Genomic DNA, 26,881 nt, shown 5'->3' on the forward strand with positions numbered 1-26,881 from the left:
GCCGCCCAACAGTATTTTCATAATATATTCCGGATCAGCGGCTGGCTGACGTCCTACAATGCCGCTCGGAGTTCACCGAATGGGCTGCACGGCTGACGATATGCGCCGGCCAAAGCAGCACTGTCGCCATTGACGGGGAGACGCGCGAATGCGGATAGATGACGCAGGTGGTTCGGTTGTCGCCAGCCCGCCGCCTCCTCCGCCTCCTCCGCCTCCGCCGCCACCCCCGCCACCACCTCCTCCGCCGCCGCCACCTCCGCGGCCGAAGTCCACGGCGTCGTCTTCGGGCATGCTCGATCGCAATTCGACGCACAGCGTTGGATCATCATCGACGGCACCTTTGCCGCTCTTTCAGCCCGCTCGGCCAATCATGGGTCCGGTTCTGCAACCGACGCCCGTGTTGTTTGGTCCCCCTGTTCCGCCGAAGGCGGTGGCCGCGTGTCCGGGGGTCCCCGCCCCGGCGTCGGCGGCGCCGGTCCCAGACGCCGTTTCGCAGGCAAAAGCGGTTCAGACAAAGGCGCAGACGACACTCGATGGTGATGCTGGAAAGCTGCATAAACTGCAGAGCGAGCTGACTGATGCGCAGGGCACGAAGGCTCCGATCGGGTACGGTCGCGGCGCCGGCGCCGCGGCGGCTGCCCATCAAACCCATATCAACGATCTGAAGAAGCAGGTTGCGGCCGCTCAGCAGCAAGTCACCGCCGACCAGGCGGTGTTGAGTTCGGCCAAGAGCAATCTGAGTGCTGCACAACGCATCGACGCCGCCGCAGCGAACTACAAGCCGGCACCGCCGCCGGTCACCGTGAAAGATCCAGTCGCGCGGAAAGTTGCCCCGCTCGTCGACGCGGCCTCGGCCCAGGTTTCCGCGGGAAAGGCCAAGGTCACCGCCGATACGGCTGCTCTCGAGCAGACCAAATCGCAGCTCGGCCGTCTGGACACCGAGATGGACCGGGGGATCAGCGCCGGAACATTGCACCGTCTGTCGTTGCTGAATCAGCAGCAGGATGCGCAGCAACACAAGCTGGCGACGGACCAGCGCAAGCTTGATGCCGCGGGCGCCGACCTTGCGGCAGGGAAAAGCGTCGTCTACGGGCAGCAGGCCGCGGCGGACAAGAAAGAGCTCGAGAGCGCTTCCACAGCGCTGAAGAAAGCCGGGGTCACGATCGACCAGAACGAAAATCCGACCCAGGCGGATTTGACGCCATCGCAGCTGCGCGCCTATGACGACTTCACCGTCGCGCGGAGCAAGCTCAACGCCGATGTCGGCATGGTCGCGCAGGGCAAGGCCCAGCTCCAGTATTATGCTTCGAATTCCGAGAAATACGGGACGGTTGCGAAGGATGCCCAGGATCGGGTGAACGACGCTCTGCATCCATTGGGGTACACCGTACGTGCAACGCGCGGCAGCGATCCGCAGCAGGCATCGCTCGATCTCAAGCTCGCGAACGGGAACGCTGATTACCAGAATGCAGGCTGGGCCGCGGCTCAGCACCGAGTGGCATTTGCGGCGGCAGCGCAGACCGATCTTGAGGCAGCGCAGGACTCCGATCTTGCCAAATTGTCCCCGCAAGCCCGGCAGACCGCTACCACGGCGAAGATCGACTACGATCAGGCAAGCGCCTATCAGAACAAAGTCGGGACCGACCTCGCCCTGATCAAGGGCCACCAGGCCGTCTCGGATGCGCAGGCCGCCTATATCAAGAATCCGACGGCCGCCACGGAGCTCAAGCTGAACCAAGCGCAGCATCAGTTGCGCGAGCTCTCGACAATGTCCGACATTGCGACGGCGGGCTTCAAGTCGGCAACCGGGCTTGCCTACGCCGACCGGCGCAATACGACATTGGCTAATCTGGAGCAGACCTATAGCCATGTTCCCTTGCCCTCAAACTCGCCGGTGTTGCAGCAGATAGCGCAGGCAAGAACTGATGCGGCATCGGCCGGCCTGATCACGAAAGAGCTGGCTGCAACGACCAACAGGCTGGTTCAGGATTATCGTGTCACACAGAGCGAGGCGGCGGTCGCAACCGCGCGGCAGTCCGCCAACACTGATTTGGTACAAGCTGGCAATGTACAGGCTGTGGGTTTCACCAAAGCGGGCAGCGCCCTGACGACGGCTCAGCAATCGCTTCAATATGCACAACTTCAACAGAAGCTGGCTCAATATCAGCTGCTGGACTCCCAGTTTCGGCTGACGTTGCCGCAAAATCTACTTGATCCGCAAACGGCCGCTGACCAGAGCGCGCTCTCGCATGCGTACAATACATTCTTTGCGCAGCATCCGGGTGCCTTGAGCGATGGCGCGGTCGCTGAGCAGCTTGCGAGCCTCAAGGACGCGAACGCGCGAGTGGATATCGGTCAAGGGCTGCATGAGCTGCAGGATGCCATCGGCAGGGAAGACAAAGCGCTCGGCAACCGCAGCCTTCTGCAGAAGGGCGGCGATTGGGTCGGGGGGCTGTTCGGTGCCAACCGGTCTGAGCTCGAGTCGGATCTGCAGGACAAGAAAGAGGCGCTCACGGCCCTGCAGAAAAATCAGAGAGGGATGACTGCCCAGGAGGTCAACGGCGAGTATCTGAAAATCATGGGTAATCTGGCCACCCAGAATGACCGGATGTTCGAGAACGAGCGCAAGACCGACGCCAATTGGTCGAGTGCACAGGAAGTCGTGCGCGACGTCGCGATCGCCGCGGCTGCGACCGCTGTCACCATGGCCACGGCCGGAGCCGGCGCGCCTGTCTTGGCCGCCCTCGCAGCGGGCACCTTGGTAGGAACGGGAACGGCAGAAGCCATCGACACGGCCCAGAATGCAGCGACTGTGTTCGGTGGCGGCGACATTCACAGCAGCTCTCACGTCTCCCTCGATGCGGCGCTGACCAACAACTTCTTCCAAGGTGGCGGCAGCTGGGATGAAGTGAAGCAGGCGGGCGTCGATGCGACCGTATCGGGCGTGCAGTCCCTGGGCGCAGCAGGCGGGGCGTTGACGGGCGGAGCGACGGAGGCCTTCGTTACGCGCGGCCTCGACCAGGCTGCAAGCTCGGTCGTCTCGAAGCTGGCAACCGGATCAACGGTCATGGTCGCCAATCAGGGGGTCATGGGCCTCGGCAACGTCGCGGGGACCTACGTCGAGTCCCAGTATCAGCTCTCCGAGGGACGGCTCACGCAGGACGAAGCCAACGCGCAGATGAAGGACGCGTTCTCGGGGTACTTCAAGAATGTCGCGATGGCCGGCGTGACTGGCGGTCTGACGAAGTTCGTCGACGGCAAGGTCGCCGTGCGGACCTCAAGCGCGGCACGGCCGAATGGCCTCGTGTCGAACCCGCTTTATCAGACAGCCTCCCAGCTGGGCGCGAACACCATGCTGACTGCGGGTCCCGGCCTCCTGTCAGGCAAGGCGCCGACCACGCAAGACTATCTGTCCATCGGACTCAATACAGTTTCCGGTGTGGCTTCTCATCACTATCAGCAGAGCAGATCCCGCACCGCGACCGAAGCGGGCCTCGCCGGACAGCCCGCTGCGTTCGACGCGGGAAGGAAGGTGTTTGACGCCTATCAAGGTCGGACGAGCGGCTCAGCGCCGAATGGCATCCGGCTGCAGGCCATGGATCCTGCCGATTTCGCCCGTGCATATCAAAAAGCCGGCGGCCAGCACGATCCGGCGGCCGTCGATGCTTTCAGCATCGCATCGGATCGGGGGCATCGCGTCTATGTGCGGACCGACAGATTGAGCCCGGACGTGGTCGCGCACGAGGCGGTGCATGCACTGACTTCGGAATCGTTCAAGAAGCTCGCAAGCACCTTGGTCGTTGATTCAAGCCGGCCACATTCGAACTTGAACGAAGGTGTGACCGAGTTTCTCGCCTCGCAGGTCGTGCCGCGCCGCGGCACATCGCCCTATGCGACGGAGGCAAAGATCGCGGAGGCCATTCGCGACCGGATGGGGGAGACCGACTTCCACAAGGCGGTTTTCGGAGGCGATCCAGCGGCACTCGCATCGTTCCGGCAGACCGCTTTGGGGTTGCAGGATACGCCAATCAGCCAAGATCACGCGGCCGATTGGGCTCTGGCCGCCTCGACGACACCTCAGGCGGGAGGCGGCGCCAAGCGCATCGCGAATCGATTGAGAGAATGGGTCGCTGCCGCTCCGCCGGCCGCAGCATCGGCAGCCGTTGCCGGCGAACTGGTGTTGGCCACGCATGGTGCGCCGGCATTGAGCGAGGCCATCGCTGATCTTAATCCAGTAGGTCGCGCGTTTTTCAACAGTCCCCTGGCGCATGCGCGGGTGAGGACGTGGCTCGGGTCGTCTCGTGAAGCGGCGGCTCGCGCCGTCGTCGCCTCGAGTTTCGGGACCAACGCCTCGATCAATTTCATGAAGGCTGCGAGTGGATGGCATACAGACAGGGCCGCCGCCATATCGGACGGTTTGCTCGGTCTTGGGCAGGCAGCTTTCGCCTTGCGCAATGGTGTGAGCTCCCAAGCGCTGATGCGCTCGCGCGGGACGAAAGTCGACGTTCTGCCAGGCGATACGATGGTCAGCATTGCCCAAAGGCTTGGCCTCATACCGCGCGACCTCACGCGAAGCAATCCTGGCGTTCAAGACATCAATCCGACAGTTACCGCTCTCAACAGTTCTGGTGCGACATGGGCCGAGATTGCGAAGCGCGAGGGGGTCGATGTCAAGACGCTCGTGGCGCTGAACCTGGATCGGCATGGATGGTCGATCCCCGCTCGGAAGGATTCCGCAGGCGCATCCGTTCCGGCAGTCGATGACGCACGCGTGCAAGCCGGTCAAAGCCCGCAGGAGTTTCTCGACAGCCACAGCACCTCGCTGCGATCGATCGCCAAGGCCAACGCCAAGAATGTAGCGCCCGCCGAGATCCTGGTTCCTCAGCGGCTTCGTCAGGTCACGAATGGCGTGACCTACGGGGAATTTGCAACCGATCAGGGACTCAGCCTGAAGCGGCTGTTGGAGGCGAACGGGCACCGTGGTTTGTCCATCCCACCACGACGGGTTTATGATGCAGCGAGCGGTGGCCGCGTGCTTCGCGGGGCAACGACCGATCGCTTGCAACCAGGCGAGTCACTGGAGAGTTTCGCTCGCAGGCATGGTGTCGGGATCAAGAAGCTGATCACGGCAAACAAGGACAGTCGTGCACCTTTGCGGATTGACGTTCCGGGCCAAGCCTCGTCGGCCAGCAACCCAACAGCCGTGACATGGGAACAGATCGCCAAAAAAACCGGTGTGCCTCTCCGACGTCTGTTGTCGATGAGCGGCCAGAATCTGCACGTTCCCGGGCAAAAGCAAGCCGTCGATCTCCAGCCGGGACAATCTCTGAGAGATCTCGCAAAGGAGCATGGCACAACAGTCAGAAAGATCGTGGCCGAGAACCGGACTTGGATCCCCCAGACTTACGAGCTTCCGCGGGCCGGGGCTTGGGTCGGTGACAAGCTCTCGGTCGACCGCGTCTACGATAATCGTGACGTCCAAGATCCGTCGAAGGGCAGGCTGACATGGGTGCAGGTGGCGCGGAGAACGGGGCGCACGACGAAAGAATTGATGAGCTACAATAAGGCCAGCTCTGCAAACAAGAAGGACTTGGCTCCTCCAACTGTAAATATTCCCACCAAGTCAAGTTGGGAAACATCAACCAAATCCGGAAAAGGCCTTCAATTTGTCGGCGCGATCGGGCTCGTTCCGGGCAATCTGGTAGCGGCTGATGTACACGCTCACGCGGGGAACTGGGCGCTCATTGGTCCCGATGTCGGTGTCGCTGTCGGGGTCGGCCTTGCTGCAACGCGTTCAGCGGTCGGGTCCGTTGCGAAGAGTGGTGCAGCAAAGAAATGGGCGAGGGCCCGTCCCCGCGACGCGTGGACCTCCGGACTTTCTTTCGGCGCCAAGGGTTTGATCAAGTACATCGAATCGTTCCGGCCCTAAGGAACGGTTCTGACATTCGGTTCAGTAGATCTGCGTGCCGGATGTCATGTGCCAAGCCGCACTCGTCACTGGTTTGCCGCGGCTCCGATGCGCGCAATCCGACGCTCCGAAATGATTCGCGCGTCGGGGTTCGGCACCAAGCCGCCGAATGCTGAAGGTGCGTTGTTGGACGATATGAAGGACCCGCGATCTCCTGAGGCCATCGCCATCTCCTGAGCCTGTATGCGAACGCATGGTTCTCTCCGGCGTTGCAGCAGATGCTTGGCCCATGTGTGCGTCGCCTCCGACGCTGAGTAGTCGAGAACGGCGTCGCCGCGGTTCCTCGATCGCCAGCTCGTTGGGCCAGGAGAATTTCGTCAAGAAAACGACTCAATGATGTTTCATGCTTCGGTTGAGTTTGGTGGTTGCACCTCATGATGGTTGTGTGTCTTTTAGGGCAAGCAATCATTGGCTGAACTGGCCATGGAGATCGTGATCGATCTGAGTCCTTCGGGTCTCGCCGGTCGCGATTGCGCGACAGTCTTCGCGAGATGAGTCCCATATGCGCAGCGCAACATTGATTTGACGCTTGGTATTATCGTGCCGAGCTGATATTTTCTCAAAGCAATCTTAAGTTGTCGGAGACGGTTGAATCGCACGGGCGGCAGTGCGTCGTGCCGCAGCCATGAAAGAGTATCGTGTAGGTTGGCCATTGGTTAGCGCATGAAGGATAGCGGTGTTCCGCTTATAGGAAGGGACCAGGAGTCGAACCGGCTTCGCGAGCTTCTCCCGAGCACGAATGGACGCGCTGTCGGCGCGGTCCTGATAGGAGAGGCTGGTATCGGCAAGAGCCGTCTGGTCGAGGCACTGGCCCTAACTGCGAAGCAGCGCGGCTTCTGTGTCGCGAGGGGGGCCGCCTACGAGATGGCCGAACCTCTGCCCTATGGATTGTTCGCCGACACGTTCTCCCAATGGGCTCGCGAGCAGCCGACACTCCTCAACCATGCTCGCAATGATATGATTCGGCCGCTGTCTCGCCTGGTGCCGGCGTTCGCGGCCGCTGCGGATCTTCCTGCTCTCAAAGGACTCTCCGGACCGGACGAGCGGTTTCGGCTGTTCGAATCCGCCGTTCATCTGCTTCATGCGGTTGCAGTCGAATCTCCACTGTTGCTCGTGCTGGAGGACTTGCACTGGGCCGATCGCGAATCCTGGTCGATGTTGCTGCATTGCTTACGCTCGACGCGATCTCTCCCCTTGCTAACCGTCATGACCCTCCGTCCCGACGAGACCGGTGGCGAGCCGCTGGAACTCAGTGCGATGGCGCGTGAGAGCGAACTTCACCGGATCGCGGTTCGGCCGCTCGAGCCTGCGGACACGATGCGCATGCTTGAGTCGTTGGCTGGCGAGCGGCTTCCCGCATCGCTTGCGACGGCAATTCATCGTGAGACTGGCGGCAATCCGTTCTATGTGCGCGAGCTCTTCAACCACCTCGTCGAGGAGGGAAGATTTCCGGGGCGCCAGGGCCAATGGCCCGCCGATCTCGTGACCAACGGTGTCGGCATCCCGGCCGGATTGCGTCCGCTGCTGTCGCGACGGTTCGCGCGGCTCTCGGGGCCGACCCTGGGGATGCTACGGATCGCTGCGATATTTCCGGAAGGCTTCGATCTCGGCCGATTGCAGCTTCTGATATCGGATTCCGAAGAGACGATTCTCGACCATATCGACGAGGCGATGAGGGCCGGGGTCCTCGTCGTGCGAGGTGATGGCTACGTCTTTGCGCATGCGTTGCTGCGGCGTGCCATGTACGACGAACTGAACCCCGACCGGCGAGCGATCTTGCATCGGCGCGCGGCGACGCGTCTCGCCGAGCTCGATGCCGATCCCGGAGAGATTGCACATCAGTATCACGCTTCACAGCGCATCGCGGGTGCCGAGATCGGCCGGGTCTTCGCACTGAAGGCAGCCGAGCGCGCGCGAGCGAACTATATCAGCGAGCACGAAGCTGCATTCCTTCGGATCGCTTGCGATCTCGCAGGCGATGCTGTCTCGGACGAGATGCTTCGTGATCTCGCGCTTGCCCAGGCCGCATCACTCGATGTCGAAGCCGCCGACGCGACGTCGCGCCTTCTGTTCGGCCGATGCTGGGAGCGGCAGCCATCATGGATCATGAGTTTCTTGGTGACGATTGCCCGCAGGCTGCGCGACGCCGGCGCTCCCACCGAGATGTGGCAGCCTCTGGTGGAGCGCGGACTGGAGGCCTGCGGTGCTCGCCGAGATTTGCACTGGGCCCGATTGGAGGTGCTCCGACAGCACTGGCGATGCCGATGGAATGACGGGACGTTTGAGACGATCTACCACGCGCCGGATCCGCGTGCGCTCGATCTCGTTCATCAGCTTGGAGACGAAGAGGACCGTGCCTCGGCGCTCGACCTGTATGCTCCTCGATCAATCGAACAGACAGAGCAGGTGCAACGTTGGGCCGCCGAATGGCAGAGTCCGGCGGCCATCATCCGGGCTCGAGAGGTCGTCACCCATGATTGGATCTATCGGCATGGACAACTCGCCATGGGGGTCGAAACTGCGCACGACCTGTTGCGGGATGCCAAGTGTTTCGGGTCGCTTCCTGGCCAGATCGAGGCCTTAACCTCTCTCGCGATTGCCGAGGCGAGCCTGGGCCATTTGACAAGCTCCGACGCGGCGCTGCGCGACGCGCGTGCGCTGGCTGTCCGACTGGGACCGTGGCACCGGTTGCATCTCGCCCTGGAGCTTTCCGCGGTCGCATGGCGGGCCTATTTGTATGGTGGCGACTGGACGGCAATCGGCAGAATCGCTTCGCGTGCGCTGCAGATCGTCAAGGATCATCCGGTGCGCCTTGGACAGATCGTGCTCGGCTTCGCCGCTCTGACTGAAGCGTTCTTGCCTGGCGAAAACGAATATGACGTTCGCATCGAGGCGCTGCTCCGATCCTTGGAGAACACAAATTGCGACAGACAACTGTCGGATGATGCACTTGGGCTCGGGGTCTGCGCCGCCTGGCAGCGTGAGGACGTCAAGCGCGCGCGCCGGTTCGAAGCGTTGGTCCGCACTCCAAAACACGGAAGCACGATCGGTGCAGCCGGTGAATGCCGTGAATTCATCCTCGGACGTCTGGCCGCCCTTCAGGGTCACACGGTTGCGGCATGCACACACTTCGCAAAGGCCCGCGGCGACCTTGAGCGGGCAGGCCAGGTCTGCCTCCGAGCGCTCGTCGATCTTGACGAGGCGATCGTGACGGGAACCTCAGGCGACAAGCCGTCCTCGCATGCGCTGCTGCAGCGGGGACGCGAGCAGTTCGTAGCACTCGGCATGCGAAGCTGGCAGGAGCGTGTCGATCGAGCACGGATAGAGGGAGTCGAGGTCGGGTCGCGCAACTTATACGCGCGAGGCCCTGATGATCTTTCGCCGCGAGAAATGGAGATCCTCAGCAAGCTCGCTGCCGGCAGCCGCTCCAAGGCCATTGCCGCGGAACTACGCCTTAGTGTGCCGACCGTCAACAGACACATTGCGAACATATATATGAAGATCGGCGTGAGCTCGCGCGCCGCTGCAACCGCTTACGCGATGAGACACCGTCTCAGCATGCTCCAGTGAACCAGTACACATCGATTGCATAGTTTTTATGATGGTGACGGCTGCAATGAGTGCGTAAGCTTACAGTGTGTAAAAAAATGACAGTCATGGGCGGACAACGAGTAGCAGGGCAAGGGTTCGACGTCGGGCGTCGCCGAACCCGTTCATGCGTGCTCGTCGGCGCGGTCGGAGCAATCCGGGAACAAGGCATACGCCTCTCCGGTGCTACGTCCGCGGCCGGCAAGTTGCGTCCGCCTAGGGTGGTTCAAGGGGACGTGGCATGCGTGATACAGACGGGGATATCAGCAAGGTAGACACCGCTTACACTAAGCTCAAGGACCTCGTCATCCACTATGATCTGGTCCCTGACAGCAAGGTCCGGGTGCTTCCGGGAGAGCATCTGCACATTGACGATCTGGCGGATCGCGTCAATGCGAGCGCAACGCCTGTGCGCCAAGCGCTGGAGCGCCTGCAAGGCGAGGGACTGATCGACAGCATCGCGAAGCGAGGCTTCTTTTCCAAGGTTCCGAACGCGTCCGAGCTGCAGGACCTGTATGAATTTGCCCGGCTGGTTCTTGAGCACAATATCACGAGGCCACTCGATCCGTCCTCGGTCGCGCGTCTCGGCCGGGGTTTGATGAAAGTGGAAGCCGTTGCAGTGGGCCACTCGGCAACGAAGTGCGTCAAACATCATGCGATGACCATCGAAAGCGTTTTCGAGCAGATCACGCAGCTGTCGCGAAACGAGCAGATGCTGAGAATGATGCGGAACTTCAATGATCGCAGCCGGTATGTCCGATGCCTCTCGATCCTGCAAAGCCCGGATCAAGGCGCCCAGGTACGCGAATGTCTCGAGTTGATCGAATTGCTCCGCGATCAAGATCCGAAAGGTGCGTGTGCCAAATTGGAAACGCACATGTGCCGGATGATCGTCGATCTGCCTGAGCTCATCAGGGAGGCCAGGTCACGCTGGACGATGGCCGCGGCCATATAGATCTCATTTTGACCGTAATGCCTGGGGCACATCGACCTTCGACCTGTAAGAGGGTCCAAGACTCCGGTTGCGGGTGAAGCTCTGGATCCGGCATGCGGGGGGAGAATTCGCGAGATGACCGAAGCGTAGGTCAGGTCCATCATTCGAGCCCTGGCGTGAGCGGGAGTGTATCAATGTCGGCGTGGTTTTCGAGCCGACTGGAACTGCCGCGTGAGCTCTCAAGGGCTTGGCCGGTTATCGCGGCCATTGCCATCCTGGCAATCGTGGGAGTCGCGCTGCTGTCCTACCGATTGGCCCTGAGCGCTGGGCTCGCGCAGATGAGCCGCGATTCCGATGATCGGCTCACGTTGATCGGCAGCACGTTCGATGCAACCGTTGCCCGCTTCCGATATCTGCCCACGGTTCTTTCACTCGCCGACCCGGTGCGCCGGCTGTTCCGGACACCGGGCGACGGGGCAGTCGTCGAAGCCGCTAACCGCTATCTCAAGTCGCTAAATCAGGCCGCGGGATCGGCCGAGCTCTACGTGCTGGACACGGCAGGGGTGGCGCTGGCAGCAAGCAACTATGATGGAGCAAAGAGCTTCGTCGGGCATGCGTACGACTTTCGCCCCTATTTCCAGAGCGCAATCCGTGACGGGGAAGGGCAGCTCTATGCCGTCGGGGTGACGACCGGCCTGCCTGGTTACTTCTTGTCGCAACGGATCACGGAAGGCGAGCTTACGATCGGGGTCGCCGTCGTGAAGATCGATTTGACGCCGCTGGAAGCCGATTGGGTCAGGGCCGGTGATCTGGTGGCCATGGAAGATGAAGGAGGTGTGGTGATCCTGGCCAGCCGCGCGCGGTGGAAATATCACCCGCTGCAAACGCTGCCCTCGAGCGCGGTCGCGCGTCTCAACAAGTCCCGGCAGTTCGGCGACACGATCGAGAATGCCCCGATCCTGCATTCCTCGGCGGCATCAGGCAACGTATCGGTCGGACTGGGCGACGACAATGACGTCCACGAATATGCGCTGCGTGCGCGGCATCTGCCGGCGCATGGGTGGCAGCTCCTGATCTTCTCGGATATCGGAGACGCGCGACGGCATGCAATGACGGTCGCCGCCACAGCCGGTTTTGCCGTTCTCACGGTACAGCTGCTTGGACTTGTAGCCTATCAATGGCGGCAATCGATGAAAGCCAAGGGCGAAGCAAACGAGCTGCTGGAACGAAGTGTTGCGGAGCGCACGATGGAGCTTCGCGAAGCCAATCGTCAGCTGACGAGCGAAGTCCTGGAACGGACGCGCACCGAACAGGAGTTGCGACAAACCCACGAGAGCTTGGTGCAGAGTGCGAAGCTTGCCAGTCTTGGACAGGCGCTGGCCGGGGTGGCGCATGAAATCAACCAGCCACTCGCGGCACTCACCACTTACATCGCAAGCAGCCGAGTCTTGTTGCAACGCAACGAGATCGAACGAACGGCCTTGAACCTCGACTTGATGTCGTCCATAGCCGAGCGAATGATGGCATTGATCGGTCACTTGCGCATGTTCGCGCGCAAGGAGACAGGGGCAACCAGCAGAGTCGATGTCGGTGTGACACTTGGCAATGCGATGCGGCTTCTGCAGTACCGGATCAGAAATGAAGGTATCGAGGTTGTCCTGGACTTGCCCGCGGAGCCGGCTCACGTCGAAGCGAACCCGATCCGTCTGGAGCAGGTCTTCGTCAACCTGCTCTCGAACGCGGTCCAGTCGATGCGTGATCGCCCGCGCCGAGTTCTCACGGTCTCCATCCGTCGTGCGGGGAGCACCGTTACGACCGAGGTCGCAGACACCGGGAGCGGAATCTCCGCGGATCACATGAAGTCGCTGTTCGATCCGTTCTTCACCACCAAGGAAATCGGTGAAGGGCTCGGCCTCGGTCTTTCAATCAGCTATGGAATCGTGAGGGAGCTCGGAGGCACGATTTCGGTTGAGAGTGAACCGCAAATCGGAAGCCGGTTTTGGGTGACCCTGCCGGCGCCGTCCGCGCCGGCCTAGATCTATCGGGGTATGTGGATGAGCAAATCGATTCTTGTCGTCGACGACGAGGAGATCGTTCGCAGCTCGATCAGACAATGGCTGGAGCTGGGCGGCTTCGACGTGCGCACCGCCCGAAATGCGGACGAGGCGCTTTCGATGCTTCAGGCCGAGCTGCCCGACGTGGTACTGACCGACTTCCGGATGCCGCATCGATCCGGCATCGAACTGATGCGCGACGTGCAGCGCATCGATCCCGACATTCCGGTCATACTGCTGACTGCTCACGGCGACGTTGCACTCGCGGTAGCGGCCATGCGCGAGGGCGTCTACGACTTTTTGCAGAAACCTGCCAACCCGGATCATATGTCTGCCGTGCTGGCACGGGCGGCAGAACAATCAGGATTGAAGCGTCAACTCAGGCAACTCACGAGCCGGCTCGGCGCCGAAGGTGAGCTGGAGCGACGTCTCCTCGGGACATCGCCAGCGATGGCCACGCTGCGAAAGTCCGTTGGCGAGCTCGCCGAGCACGACAGGGATGTGATCCTCTTCGGCGAGAGCGGCACGGGAAAGGAGGTCGTCGCTCGCGCACTGCACGACCTTGGTCCGCGGGCACGAGCTCCTTTCGTTGCGGTGAATTGCGCGGCCGTCCCCGCCGAGCTGTTCGAGAGCGAACTGCTGGGTCACGAGGCGGGGGCGTTTACCGGCGCACGCGGGGCTCGCATCGGGAAGTTCGAACATGCCAGCGGCGGAACCCTCCTGCTCGATGAAATTGAAAGCATGCCACACGCGTTTCAGGTCAAGATCCTGCGCGTTCTTCAGGAGCGCGTGGTCGAGCGGGTGGGATCGAACCGGCTGATCCCGATCGACGTCCGTGTGATCGCCGCCGCGAAGGCCGATCTCGCGGCCGACAGCCGCAGCGGCCGCTTTCGTGCCGATCTCTACTTCCGCTTGGCCGCGGCGGAGATCCGTCTGCCGCCGCTGCGCGAACGGGGCAACGACGTGCTGCTGCTATTCCAGCATTTCGCCGCGGAAGCCGCCCGGCGCAGCGGCCGTGACTTGACCCCACTCGGAGCCGAGGATTTCGATGCGCTGCTGACCCATGACTGGCCAGGCAACGTTCGGGAATTGAAGAACGTGGCTGAACGCTACGCGCTCGGCCTGGCCGCAACGGGTCGCCGCGTCGCGGAAATTCTGCGGCGGGCCGAAGGAGCGGGCGCAAGGCGCTCGCTCTCCGAGCGTGTCGCAGCTTATGAGCGCATGCTGATCGAGGCGTCTTTGCTGGAGCACAACTGGTCGGTTGTGGCGGTCATGGAAAGTCTCGGCGTGCCACGGCGGACGCTCAACGAAAAAATGGCAAGGTACGGCTTGCTGCGACCCAGCCGAACCTCCTGCTAGGCACGAGGCGGATTCCCGCTCACACGCCGACGCGGATCGGCGGAATTCCGCTGAGCGCCGCGAGCCCGTTTCACGCGGGGCGCAATGCAACCATCTGAAATCGCTTTGTTTGCCGGCGCGGTCGGCGGCCGCGGCCGGCTGGCACGCGGGTTGCTCAGGCATGAGCACGATTGGCCTTAGAGCCTAAGAAAACGTGCACTCGGAGGACGCCATGAATTTTGAGCGAGCTATCAACCCCACCCTCGTTGCGGCCGCCGATGAAGCACGCCGTGACGGCCTTGGGATGGGTAGCCGCTTGCGCGCGATCTTCGTCGGCTCGATCGGAAATCTGGTGGAATGGTATGACTTCTACGCCTATGCTGCGTTTGCGTTGTATTTCGCCAAATCGTTCTTTCCTGAGGGCGACGAGGTCGTGCAGCAGTTGAACGCCGCGCTGCTGTTTGCCGCCGGCTTTCTCGTCCGCCCACTCGGAGGCTGGCTATTCGGCCATTTTGCCGATCATCATGGCCGCCGCAATGCCCTGACCTTGTCGGTCTTGATGATGTGCTTCGGCTCTCTGATCATCGCCGTGACGCCCACCTATGCGTCGATCGGCTTTGCGGCGCCGGTCCTGCTTGGCTTCGCGCGAATCGTGCAGGGAATCAGCCTTGGCGGTGAATATGGCGCCAGCGCAACTTACCTGAGCGAGGTCGCGGACGAAAAGAACCGCGGATTCTATTCCAGCTTCCAATATGTGACGTTGATTGGCGGCCAGCTCTGCGCGATCGTCGTTCTCCTGGTCTTGCAGAAGGTGCTCCTGACGGAGGAGCAGCTTCGGGGATGGGGCTGGCGTATTCCGTTCGTCATCGGCGCGCTGCTGGCCGTCGTGGCCGCCGTCATGCGCCGCAACCTGCACGAAACGGATATATTCACCCGCGCGAAGTCGGCAAGACAGGGGAGTTCGCTGCGCGCGCTGGGGCAGTTCCGACGTGAAGTCCTGCTTGTTGTTGGACTAACAATGGGGGGAACTGCGGCCTTCTACACCTATACCACCTACATGCAGAAATACCTGAAGCTCTCCGTCAAGCTGACCGATGATCAAACGACCATGGTCACGGCCTGTAGCCTGATCTTCGCAATGGTGCTGCAGCCGCTCTATGGCGCCCTTTCCGATCGCATCGGACGCAAATGGCTGTTGATCGGGTTCGGACTGGGCGGAACTCTGTTCACGATTCCGCTTCTGAACACGCTGCAGGGAGTCCACGATCCGTTTACCGCATTCCTCCTGATCGCGGCGGCGTGGTTGATCGTATCCGGCTATACCTCGATCAATGCGGTGGTCAAGGCCGAACTGTTCCCAACTGCAATTCGAGCAACGGGCGTAGCTTTGCCATATGCATTGACCGTCTCGATCTTCGGCGGCACGGCAGAGTCGATCGCGCTTTGGTTCAAGTCGATCGGTCACGAAAGCTGGTTCTATTTCTACCTCACCGGCTGCATTGCGACCTCTCTTGTCGTCTATCTCGCCATGCGCGACACCCGGCGGCACTCGGCGATCGATCGTGAGCAGAAAGCGAGATGAGCGGCGCGTCGCATGAGCGCGCGACGCGCCGCGCAGCCTTCGGCTCAAGCCCGCCGGATCAGCAATCCTCGCGCAGCAGGTATCGATATGGACAGCGAATTCAATCGAGTCGATGTTGCCTACGCCCGAATCAAGGAATTGGTCACACATTACGAGTTGACGTCGGAGTCGAAGATCATTTTGCCAGGCGAGCACCTGCGCATCGACGAGCTTGCGGACTATGTCAGGGCGAGCGCGACACCGGTGAGACAAGCTCTCGAGCGTCTTCATGGCGAGGGGCTGATTGATATCGTTCCGAAGCGAGGCTTCTTCTCGAGGGTCCCGGACGCAGCGGAGCTGCAGGACCTCTATGAGTTTGCTCGGCTGGTACTCGCGTATAATCTCAGGAAGGCTTTGGAGTCGTCGTCGGCCGTACGCTTTGGCCGAAGCGCGATGAGAGTGGCGGCGCTTCCGCCCGCGAATTCGGCAAGGAATCGCGCCAAGCATTATGCTGCCGCCATCGAGGGTGTGTTCGAGCAGATCGCGCAGATATCGAGGAACGAGGAGATGCTGCGAATGATAAAAAACTTCAACGACCGCAGCCGGTATATTCGATGCCTCGTCATCTCCCAAGACGCCGATCCGGACTCCGAGCTCCGTGACTGTCTTGATATCGCGGACGGCGTCCGCAGCCAGAACGCCGCGCGCGCGTGCGCGCGCCTGGAAGCCCACATGCACCGAACGATCGCAAATTTGCCAGAATTGATACGGGAGGCCAGATCGCGCTGGGCCATTGCCGCCGCTGCAGGCTGAACCATCCCACCTGGTGGTCTCGCACTCACGGCGCCCGCGAAGTTCGACGGTCGATCGTTGCCATCGATCGAGCTGGTGGGTCGTTTGCGTTCGTGTGGACTGGCAAACTGGTCTTTAGCTGCAGTCTCGTGCCGACCTTACTCGACGTTTGCGGACGTGTGCGGCCGACCGCAAGGAGCCGCTCCTGATAGTTGCGCTCGAACCGTTCACGGTCGACGAGCAGCGGCCGCGGTTTGAGGGCTACCTCAGCGTCCCGGGCATCCAGGCCCTGGAGCGCTATGAGGAAGTGGAGCTAAGCCGGTATTGATGAACTCCAAAAGATCCGCCGGGTATTCGAGGAGGTGCGGCCTTATGGCTCGCTCGATGCCGAAGCCGCCTACAAGAACGCTGAGCTTGCCCGCGAAGCGGCTGGCAGCCGGGTCAACCGCGCCAGCCGCGCGCTCCAGCTCGAGACCGAACTGCGCATCGATTCGGGCCGCCGCGCCGACCGCTTCGCTGGCGGCTCTCGGGCGCAACCGGGCGGCGCGCAACCGTCAACAGGCAGCAAGGGTGCGGCATGATATGCGGCGGGTCGAGCGCCGCAAGCGCACGCGGCATCTCATTGAACTCGGCGGCCTCGTCGTCAAGGCTCGTGTCGTGGACTTGACCGGCGATGATTGCGGACCGATCGCCGCTCGGGATCATCGCGGCCGTGCCGGTCATGGATGGTCAGAACAGGGTCGAGAGCGCGCGCATCCTGACGATGAACGCAAAGGCGCGCGAGATCCTGCGAATCCATCACGTTTTCAGATTCACACCATCGGCGAACTGATCCGACATACCAGCAATCCGCTGGGCTGGACGGTCGTCAAGACCGTGCAGGATGGCCAGGCAACGCGGATCGACTATCACAGCCCGGACGGTGAGCTGTTCTCGATGGTGATCGAATATGTCGCCCAGATCGTCCTGATCTCCCTGGCGGAGCTGAACCGGTCGGAACAGCCGGAGATTGAACAGCAGCCGGAGGTGAGGACAGCAACCCGCTTCGCACGGATGATCGGGCTGAGCTGAGATCGGCAAGTCGTCTGCGCGCCGCCTCGCGCAGACGATGCTCAGGAGCCGTCCGCCGATCTCGGGATGGTCCAGGCGCTCCAGGGCCGGCCCAACGCCATTGGGACGGTGTTTCTAGAATCTGTCCTGGCCACCGTAACTTGGTGCCGTTCAATGTTGACGAACGACCCTGTAACGCCATCTTACAAGAACTCCACCCGAACTAACTGCGTCGACTCCTTCGACCGAGAGTCGTTGTGGCAAGCGCGGCGTAGGCTTGCACGGAGCTCTCCGGCGCAAGGGTCCTTCAGTCGAGGCAACCTCAGTCCGCCTTACGACGAAGCTTGCGCTGCAGTTCTCGCTCATGCTCGCATATTCTTCGGCGACCCCGCCGCGCCTGCTTGGTGCGCTCGGGATGTGAAAGTAGTATCGGGACGGGAACGTTATCCCGGAACGTCCTAATCCATGACGGGCCCGGCTCTTTGAGAACCAGCGCTTTGATCTGAACGATCATCGGTCACTGCTCGTCGTGCAACATCCAAGACGACCTTGATTTCGCAAATCGGGTCGTTGAGGTGTCGACCATGCCGACCCGCTGCGTCGGCGTTCCGCCGAGCGTCACCACCATCAAGGGTACCGATGAGCGCAGCATGGCCCACGACCTACGAACCGGCGATCGCGAGGGCTTGCGTATCAGCCATTGCTGGCATTCCGTCGTCCGGCGAGCCCGCTGGCCGAGCGCTGCGACGGCGTCCGCCCCGATACGGTAGGGCATCTAAGGCCGACCGCCTGCGGCGTTCGTTAGGGATCACAGCGCCAACCGGCCCGGGAAGCCGCTCTCGCAACGGTCGACGTGGGCGCCGCATCCTTAGTGCGTTCCACGACCACGCGATTTCGGCCCGCCGTCTTGGCTGCGTAAAGCGCCTTGTCTGCGCGGTTGACCAGATCGAGGAGCTTGTCGCGCGGATCGTCGAGAGGCGCGAGCCCGATGCTGACGGTCACGCGTTCGCTGCCCGGCAGCCAAGTCCCGACGTTCGACACCGACCGTCTCACCTGCTCGGCCACGTGTTCGGCCGAGGTCTTGCTCAGGCCGATCAGCGCGACGCAAAACTCTTCACCGCCGTAACGGCCGACCAGATGCGGCGCGCCGCAGAATGTCTGCAACTGGTCGGAGAGCCCGACCAGCACCTTGTCGCCGAAGGCATGGCCGAACCGATCGTTGATCCGCTTGAAGTGGTCGGCGTCGACCATCATGAAGACGAACGGACGCCGAGTGCGGATTGCTTCGGTCAGCAGTGCTTCCGCCTGTTCGAAAAAGGTGCGACGGTTGAGACAGCCGGTCAGAGGGTCGCGCGAGGCAAGATATTGCAACTCGAGATTCTGATCGGAGATATGCCGCTGTGCCTTGCGCAGCTCCTCGACCGAGGCGCTCAGCCGCATATTGGTTTCATGCAAGGCCGTCACGTCGGTGAACGTGACGATGGCGCCGCGTGCCGTCCCGCTGCCGTCGAGGATGCGGGTCGCGTTGACGACGAGCCGGTGCATGCCGCCGCCGGCATCGCGAATGCTCAGCTCCGCGCCGAGCACCGGATGCTCATGTTCCAGGGCGACACGCCACGGCAGATCGCTTGGCGCAACCGGAGCCGCCACCGACGAAAGCCACGGCAATCCGCTGGCCGGAGAGCCGAGCTCAAGCTCGCCACCGGTCAGAACGTTGTGTTTGAAAGCCCGGTTTGCGAGCAGCACGCGCTCGTCGTCGTCAATGATCAGCACGCCCTCAGCGAGGGTATCGAACGCCGCCTCGATCCGCTTCGGAATCGTGCGACTCGGATCGAGCTCGCGCAGGGCGCGGCCAAGCACCAGGTAGAAGCCGGCAAAGCCCGTAACCGCCATGAATCCCACGAACGCGAACAGGGCCGGCCCCAGATCGAGCGGGTTCGCTCCGCTGGTGAGCGGCCTGAAGGCGATCTCGATCCGACCGGCAGGCGTGTCATCATTGAACAGCGGCACCTGGATATGCGTCGCGGTCGACTTGCCGTCGGGCAGCTCGCGCCAGTGGGTCAGGTGGCGATCGGATCCGGCGAGGATATTGCCATGCGCGTCGCGGATGGCAATGGAGAGGATGGCTGGGCTGCGGCTGACCACGACGTCGATCGTGTCCTTGATCGCGGCCGTGTCATTGCGGCTGGCGAGGACGGCGAGTTGCACCGCCAGCGCGGTTGCGGTGACGCCGCGCTGCTCCAGCTCGGCTCTCTCCTCGTTTGGTAGCAAGCCAAGCGAGGCGGCGACGAGAATTAGGCTGACGGTCAAGGATACCAGACCGAGGCTGAGCTGGAGTTTGGGGGACAGCCATCGCTTCATCGCGTGACGTCCGCGAGCGATCGACCGGCTCCCTGGCCGCCCTCGAACATCGCATCAACCTCGGATGTGGCGCGGGTCCTTTCCGTCCTCCGCGGCCGCAGCACCACCATCAAAGGATCGAAGCCGCGCCACAGCGGGACCGAGGCCAGGAACGCGGCGAGCAGCGTCCCGCCGCGCAGCAGCCAAGCGATGAAGCCGACGGTCAGGACCGAGCTTGCGGCCGCAATGGTGAATTCGGCGGCCCTCAATGACCTCGCGGCGGAGCGGGCCACACGCGAAATTTCCTCGGCAATGGTGGTCGCGAGCGCTTCGCGATTGAGGCGCGACAGCGCAAGATCGACCATGCTTCGGGCTGGCGCAGGCGCGATCGTGGTGGGCGGCGCGGATAAGATCGGTGGCTCGGGGGCAGCTTGGGCGGGTTGGCTCGGCGGCGGCACGGGTGCGGCGGCCGGCGGAGCCGCAGCGGCATGCTCGGCTGCGGACTTTGCCGGGCCGGCTGCAGGGCCTTGGCCTGCCGAACCCTGGGAAGCGCTCGAGGCAGAGGCCGCACCGCCCAAGCCGCCATGGCCACCTCCAGCACCGCCGCTGGTCCTTCCATTGTTCACTGACTCAGCTGCGGCTCCAAAGCCGTTCAAGACGCCGGAATCGGGCGTGGAGGACGGCGAGGGGGGAATCAGAGCGGGCGTCGATGGGGCCGGAATGAGATCCGTGTTCGCGGACGATGAGCCATTGCCGGCCGTCCCGGGCGCGGCAGCCGCAAACAGGTAACGATTGCCCGGCGCACTCACGCTCCCCGGCGGCACCGACTGGTAGGTCGCGTTCCAGATCGCCGGATTGCCGCTGTCCAATCCGCCGAAACTGTCGGCGCCGGGTGCGGCCGAATAGATCAGCCAGCGGCCGGACGTCGCGCTCACCGCGCCGCTGCCGGCATTGTTGATGAAGGCACGAGCTGCCGATAGGACCGGGCTTGCGGCGACCACCGCGCTGCCGCTTGCGATCGTCAGGTCGCCGGCCGAGAGGATCGTCGCGTTGGCGCTGGCGCTGATTCCGCTGATCCCCTGTACCGCACCGATGGTCAAACTCTGTGCGTTGTTGAAGGTGAGCGCGCCGATACCGCTGGCGGCAAGCGTGCCGACAGTGTTGTCGGCGCCAAGCACGTAGCTCGTTCCGCCCGACAGCCGCAGCGCCGTAGCAGCGATGGCGCCGCCGATCTGGCTCACCGCACCAGTGTCACTGATCACCACCGGCGCCGCGCCTGAGGTGATCGTGGCGCCGAGCCGGTCGCCGCCGCGACCGTCGAGGATGAGGGTGCCGGTGCCGTTGTTGGTGATCGCAACCCCGGCTGCAGACGTGTCGATTCCGACAGCCGAGGCGGACGAGGTGCTGCCTACAAGGGTGACCGCGCCCGAGTTGGCCGTAATGGCGTTGCTACCGCTGGCGACGAGGCCGGATGCGGTGCTGCTCGTCCCCCTCAGCTGCAGGTCGCCTGAGGTCGTGAGCGTGCTGCCTTGATCGATCGTCACTCCGGCCCCGCTGGTGCTCGTGCCGGCGAACGTCACGGCGGTTCCGCTCAGATTGTCGATCGTGGTGCTGCCCCGCAAATAGATGCCGTTGCCGCTGGTCGAGCTGCCTGAGATCGACGTGGTGCCGGAGGAGGTCACATTGGCGTTGACCGCGATGCCGCTTCCGCCGCTACTCGTTCCGCTGATCGACACAAGCCCCGAGCCGCTGGTGGCGAGCGTCCCGCGCAGTTGCAGGCCATCAGCGGACACCGAAGTGCCTTGCAGGATCAAAGCGCCGCTCGTCGCGGTCAGCGTGTTGCCTCCGTTGGCGACCATGCCGACATTGCTGTTCGAGGTGCCGGTCAGCGTCACACTTCCCGTTGCGGTGAAGCTGGCGAGCGATGCCAACACGCCATAACCCGTGCTCGACGTTCCAGCCAGCGACATGGTGCCAGATGTAGTTACAGCAGAGAAATTCCGGAACTGGAGTCCGTAGCCGGACGGATTGAATCCCGAAATGGCCAGCGTGCCAGCGCCGGAATTGCTGATGGCGTCGGTGCCGGCAAAGAGCACGCCGGCGCTCCCGCTGTTCGTCGGCCCCGTGTCGTTGGAGGTTCCAGTGATGGTCAGCGATCCGCTGCCCGAGTTACTGACCGTCGCACCGGAGAAGTAAGTGCCGACCGTCGAGCCCGACCCGCTCGTGGCGGTGGAGATGCCGCTGACGGCGACGTTCCCGCCCGTTACGGCGAGGCTCGAGGCTGATCCAAAGCTGACGCCGTCGCTCGCCGTCGAGATGCCCGCGAACGATACGTTGCCGGACACAGTGTTCGTCCCGGTGAAGTTCACGCCAAAGCCGCTGTTTGACGTGCCCGAGAACGTCGCCGTGCCGGTCCCCTGGTTATCGATGGTCGTGGCGCCCTGGAAGAAGACGCCGCTGCCGGAGGTCGAGCTGCCTGCAAAGCTCGGCGTGCCGTTCAGAATCGTGACGATGTTGCTGCCTTTGAACGACAGGCCTTCACCGCTTCCCGACGACCCGTTCAGTGAGACGGAGCCCAGGGTGGTCAGATTGCTGCCGGTATTGAAGCGGATGCCACGACTGGCGCTGGGTGTGCTGCCGATCAGCTGGAATGTGCCGGCCCCCGCGTTGGTCAGCGCCAAGGTGCCGTTGCCCTGATCCCAGACGCCATTCGAACCCGTCGAGGAGCCGCTCAGCGTGAGATTGCCCGAGTTGCTGGTGATCGCGGAGCCGTTCAGGTACAGGCCGTAGGAGGTGCCGGTGTCGGTGCCGGAGATCGAGATGTTGCCCGACGTCGTCAGGTCGGAATTGATGGCCGCGCCAAATCCCCCTCCCGCGCCCGCAACCGAACTGCCTGAGATCGAAAGAGCTCCCGTCCCGGAATTGGTCAGCGTTGTTGGTGTGGCGGTAAAGAAGACGCCGATGCCGGTGGTACTGGCTCCGCTGACGGTAAGGTTTCCGGCAGTGTCGGTGACGAGGTTCGAGCCTTGGAATTCGACACCGTTGGAGGTGATCGATGTGCCGGTGAGCGTGACCGTGCCCGACGTGGTCAGGCCCACGCCTGAGTTAAATGCGATGCCCTGGGATCCGGATGAGGTCGTGACCGTGCCGTTCAGCGCGAGCGTGCCGCCACCAGAGTTGGTGAAGGTGTTGTTGCCACTGTTGATCCAGAATCCGACGTTGGATGACGTCGTCCCGCTCAGGGTCAGACCGCCGGAATGATCGGTGATGGTGTTGTTGCCCAGCAGATAGACGCCGACACTGCTGTTCGACGTTCCGGTGATGCTGACTGCGCCGGCGGTATCCAGACTCGCACCGGCCTGCAGCACGAATGCCGGCAACGTGGGGCTGCTTCCGCTGATGCTCAACGTGCCGCCGCTGGTGTTGGTGATGGCGTTCGATCCGGCGAATACGACCCCGTTGCCGGAGGCCGAGGTGCCCGTGAGCGTCAGAGCGCCGACGTTGAGGGTGCTATTGGCCAGCCAGACAGCCGCGTTGCTCCCCGCCTGAACTGCGGACCCGGTCAGCGCGCCGCCATTCGTGTCGATGGTTGCGCCGTTGATAACGAGCGAGCCCGAGCTTCCGGACGCAGCCAGATTGACGTTGAGGGCTCCGCCGGTGGCCGTGATGCTGCTGCTGACATTCACGTCGCGGCCGGCCGACACCGAGAATGTCCCGCCGCCGCTGGTGCTGATGCCCGCATTGACGTTGACGTCACGCGCGGCGTTCAACGTCAGCGAGTGGCCGCTGGCCCAGGTCACTGCGTTCGCCACGGTGATGTCGCCGCTCTGTGACCCGCCGCTTCCGGTGTCGACGGTGACATTTGCCGTCGCCAGCGCGCCTTGCAGCGTGGCGACCGACAGCACCGAGCTGTTGCCGGTCGGCGAGTAGGTGTTGCCGCTGCTCGACATGTTGCTATCGGCCGCGGTCGAGATGGTCACGTCATAGGGGTCGAGCAGCAGCGTGCCGGTCTTGCCGCCCGTGGCGGTCAGGTCGACACTGCCGCGGAAGTCCAGCAGGCCGTGGCTCGAGACCTCGGCGCCGCCGCCATTGCCGCCATCAGCGCCGGTCGCAACGACGCTGCCGCGGAAGTCGGTCGTCTGCTCCGACCACAGCACGACCTTGCCGCCATCGCCGGCACTGCCTTTCGCCGAGATGGTCGCGCCCTGCGCGACCGAAGTGGTCTCGGCCGTCGGCACGTCATCGGCGACCAGCTTCGCGGACGGATCCCGGCCGCCGCGCATATCGCCGCCGATCAGCACCTTGCCGCCGCTCTTGCCGTCGGCGCTCACCTTCGCTGTCGCGGTCAGCGCAACCTTCTTCCCGGTCACCACGATGGTGCCGCCGGCATTGCTGCGGCCGCCATTGGCCGCAAGCCGTCCTGATATGGTCACCGCGCCGCTTCCGCCGCCGAGCACGATGCGGCCGGAGCGGCCCGACAGCGAGCGGGCGCTGAGCACGCCGGACACGTTGACCACGTCGCGCACGGCCTGCTGGGCCGCCGCCGCCTTGATCTCGATCGCGCCGCCCGCCGCCTTGATCCTGCCGGCGATGTCGATGATCGCCTTGCCATCGGCGGTGGTGGACTTGGTGGGAAGCGCGACCTGCAGGAAGCCGTCGCCTGTCGGATTGAGCGTGATCGCCTCTCCGGCGCCGAGCCCGACGCGGCCGAGCGGCACGGTGATCGTGCCGCTGTTGGACACGGTCCCGCCGATCAGCCCGACAAATGCACCGCTCGCGCCGGAAATCGCGCCGGCATTGCTGACGGCGGCCGAAGCGCCCTTGCCGGTGAAGATCAGGCGGCCGGCGTTGAAATCGGCATTGCCGATGTCGAGCGTCGAGGCCACGAAGCCGCCGCCAACCTGCACCGACCCAGTTGGCGTGATCGCGATGCCGTTGGGATTGACCAGGAACACCTGCCCGTTTGCGCTGACCTGGCCGGCAATGGTCGAGGTCGTCGTCCCCGTGACCCGGTTGAGGATGGCTGCGCTCGAGTTCGGCTGGACGAAGTTGACGCTGTTTCCGGCACTGACAGAGAAGCTGTTCCAGTCGACGATCGCCCTGGAGGATGTCTGGTTGATCGTGAGGGTATTGCCCGCCGGCGCGCCGATCGTGGCCTGACCTGACACGACGCTGCCGCCCTGCGGCAGACCGGCTTGCGCCAGCGCGCGCGATGATATGGCGAGCAGAGAGGTGCAGCCGAGCAAGAGGGCAGCGCGTCTGCGCCATCCGCTCGCCGCTCGCGCGTTTCGTGCGTGGTCGAACGCGCGCATCAGAAGCTCACCGTGCCCAGGACATTGGCCCGCCAGCCCTGCCGCACGCCGCTGACGTCGGTGAAGCCGCGCGCGATCTCGACTGCAAGGCTCGCATCGGCGGAGCTGCCGGGAATGCTGACGCTGCTGCGGACGCCGGTCCCCACGGCTCCCGCGTTGAGGGCGGCTTGTTCGACGGCCGAGGGACTCGCGATCCAGCCCCGGCCGCCGGCTGCAAACAGATAGGGCGATGCGGCGGCCCCCGTGCCGAACGCATTGAACACGAACGGGTAGGCCAGCTCTCCGCGCAAGGTGAAGCCCTCATCGGCATTCAACGTGCCGGACGCGAAGGCAGACAGCGCGTCGCTTCCGTCGAGCGACAGCTGCTCGGAGCGCAGCATGGCCTTGCCGCCGGTGATCTGGCTGGTGCCGATGACATCGAAGCGGAAGCCGGCGGGCAAAGGTTGCGACAGGCGCGCGGTGGCCGCAAGCTTGACGAAGTCGGGCGTCGCGCCGATCCGCGACAACGGCACGCGCGAGGTGATCGCGTCCTCGGCATTGCGTCCGCCGAGCCCCTTCGAGAGCTGCGCTCCGAGCTGCAGCCCTGCCTGCGACGGCAACGTCGTGGCGTAGTCGATGCCGCCGCGAAGCACGCGGTAATGATCGTGGCTGAGCGCCACCCCGAAATCCGGCGCCGAGATCTGCTGCTCGACATCCTCGACGGCGAGGTTGGCGTAGAGCGACGCCTTTCGCGACAGCCCGATCGGCCCGCGCAGGCGTAGCGCGAACCGGTCGAAGCTGCCGAGCGAAGCGGGGGCGCCGGGCGTCTGCTTCGTGACCGTCCGCGAATGCGTGTATTCCGGATTGACCGTGATGCCGTCCGCTCCGATCGGCACGACGGCCCCGCCGCCGTAGAGCGAGAACGGCGCGTCGCCTGCCGAGGCCGCACGCAAATCCGTGCTGAGTCCGGCCGTGCCGTAGATCTGCTCGCCAGCGCCGAGCGCGCTGTTGAGCGCCAGCGTGCCGCGCAGCTGCCAAGTGCCGAGCGAACGCGACAGGCGATCGTCGGCTCCGGCCGAGCCCGAGATCAGCCGATGCTCGCCCTCGAGCACGAGCCGTACCCCGCCTTCGCGCGTGCCGCGCACCAGGGTGCTGCGCAGCCTCAAGCCGGGAACGTCGCCCGCGATCAGCAGCGCACGCTCGATTTGTTCGGTCGTGAGATGCGGCCGCCCCAGCAGCAAGTTGGTCCGGCCGGCGACCACGTTTCGCACGCGCTCAGGAAGCGTATTGACGTCGATCGCTTCGATGAAGCCGTCGATGACAACAAGGCGAAGTGTCCCGCCGTCGACCAGCTGTTGCGGCGGCACGCTGACCCGCACCAGCGGATAGCCGGCGCGCGAATAGAGGCCTTCGAGGTTGGTCGCGAGCGCATAGATCTGGGCAACGCTGACACGTTGGCCCTTGACGCGAGCGATCAGGGGGTCGGTGAGCGTGCGAAGCTCGGGAAACGCGCCATCGAGCTGCGCCTCGCCGACCACGACGGCCATGGCTGCGTTGCCGGGCGGCACGGCCGTTTCCAGCGGCCCCGGTAGTCGCAACGGCTGCTCGCCCGCCGGGAATTGAGGTCGCAGGCTCGGCGGAGTCACCTGACTGGGAGCTGCGATCTGGGATAGCGCGGACGAGGAGTACATCAGCGCCCCGATACTGGCTGCGGCACATAGAAGGGAGCTGACAGGCTTCGCCATATGCCGCTTCGACTCATGTCACTCCGCGAGCCAACGGTGTTGTCCGAGGCGCGCGCACTTCTTTCAGCCCAACGACCTAAGCGCTTCATGCTTAATGGGACGTTGAAGTGGAGCTCTCTGCGGGGTCAGCCAGTAATTCCACGGAGCGATCGTGAGCCAGCCAGCGCCAAGCCGTCCTCCTCGCCGACAGGTACACGCTCCATGAGACGCACGGCTATTC

Annotated in this window: 10 protein-coding genes and 2 pseudogenes; 9 read left to right on the top strand and 3 right to left on the bottom strand. The window is 63.4% G+C overall.

Annotated features, from left to right (window positions below; all coding sequences use genetic code 11):
- The first annotated feature begins 370 nt into the window (after positions 1-370).
- The 9 genes and pseudogenes from QX094_RS13410 to traD form a co-directional block, all read left to right on the top strand.
- Positions 371-5,929: a LysM peptidoglycan-binding domain-containing protein gene (locus tag QX094_RS13410; RefSeq protein WP_316173586.1), complete on the top strand. Its 5,559-nt coding sequence runs from the start codon at positions 371-373 to the stop codon at positions 5,927-5,929.
- 702 nt (positions 5,930-6,631) lie between these two features.
- A complete protein-coding gene (locus QX094_RS13415) occupies positions 6,632-9,538 on the top strand; it encodes a helix-turn-helix transcriptional regulator (RefSeq protein ID WP_316173588.1) in 2,907 nt (968 codons plus the stop codon).
- 259 nt (positions 9,539-9,797) lie between these two features.
- Complete coding sequence (locus QX094_RS13420) at positions 9,798-10,511, top strand: GntR family transcriptional regulator (protein WP_315825600.1); 714 nt, start codon at positions 9,798-9,800, stop codon at positions 10,509-10,511.
- A gap of 173 nt (positions 10,512-10,684) precedes the next feature.
- Positions 10,685-12,526, top strand: coding sequence for an ATP-binding protein (locus QX094_RS13425; RefSeq protein ID WP_316173590.1), 1,842 nt, complete (start codon positions 10,685-10,687; stop codon positions 12,524-12,526).
- Between the two features lie 18 nt (positions 12,527-12,544).
- Positions 12,545-13,903 (top strand): sigma-54 dependent transcriptional regulator, encoded by a 1,359-nt coding sequence (locus QX094_RS13430; protein ID WP_315715081.1) that lies wholly within the window; start codon positions 12,545-12,547, stop codon positions 13,901-13,903.
- A 283-nt stretch (positions 13,904-14,186) separates the two neighbouring features.
- Positions 14,187-15,464, top strand: a complete 1,278-nt coding sequence (locus QX094_RS13435; protein ID WP_315751954.1) for an MFS transporter — start codon at positions 14,187-14,189, stop codon at positions 15,462-15,464.
- Positions 15,465-15,476: 12 nt separating this feature from the next.
- Positions 15,477-16,256, top strand: a complete 780-nt coding sequence (locus QX094_RS13440; RefSeq protein WP_315715082.1) for a GntR family transcriptional regulator — start codon at positions 15,477-15,479, stop codon at positions 16,254-16,256.
- 302 nt (positions 16,257-16,558) lie between these two features.
- Positions 16,559-16,750 (top strand): annotated as a pseudogene (locus QX094_RS13445) (conjugal transfer protein TraA); the annotation flags it as partial.
- Between the two features lie 67 nt (positions 16,751-16,817).
- Positions 16,818-16,913 (top strand): annotated as a pseudogene (gene traD / locus QX094_RS13450) (conjugal transfer protein TraD); the annotation flags it as partial.
- Between the two features lie 1,173 nt (positions 16,914-18,086).
- Here the strand turns inward: traD and QX094_RS13455 are convergent.
- The 3 genes from QX094_RS13455 to QX094_RS13470 are packed head-to-tail and all read right to left on the bottom strand — an operon-like array spanning position 18,087 to position 26,484.
- Complete coding sequence (locus QX094_RS13455; protein WP_316173593.1) at positions 18,087-19,646, bottom strand: diguanylate cyclase; 1,560 nt, start codon at positions 19,644-19,646, stop codon at positions 18,087-18,089.
- Positions 19,643-24,937, bottom strand: a complete 5,295-nt coding sequence (locus QX094_RS13460) for a filamentous hemagglutinin N-terminal domain-containing protein (RefSeq protein ID WP_410052677.1) — start codon at positions 24,935-24,937, stop codon at positions 19,643-19,645. Before QX094_RS13460 ends, QX094_RS13455 begins: the two co-directional genes overlap by 4 nt.
- A complete protein-coding gene (locus tag QX094_RS13470) occupies positions 24,937-26,484 on the bottom strand; it encodes a ShlB/FhaC/HecB family hemolysin secretion/activation protein (RefSeq protein WP_315715086.1) in 1,548 nt (515 codons plus the stop codon). The genes QX094_RS13460 and QX094_RS13470 overlap by 1 nt, the downstream gene beginning before the upstream one ends.
- Between the last annotated feature and the right edge of the window lie 397 nt (positions 26,485-26,881).

Source organism: Bradyrhizobium sp. SZCCHNS1050, assembly GCF_032484785.1.
Lineage (GTDB): Bacteria > Pseudomonadota > Alphaproteobacteria > Rhizobiales > Xanthobacteraceae > Bradyrhizobium.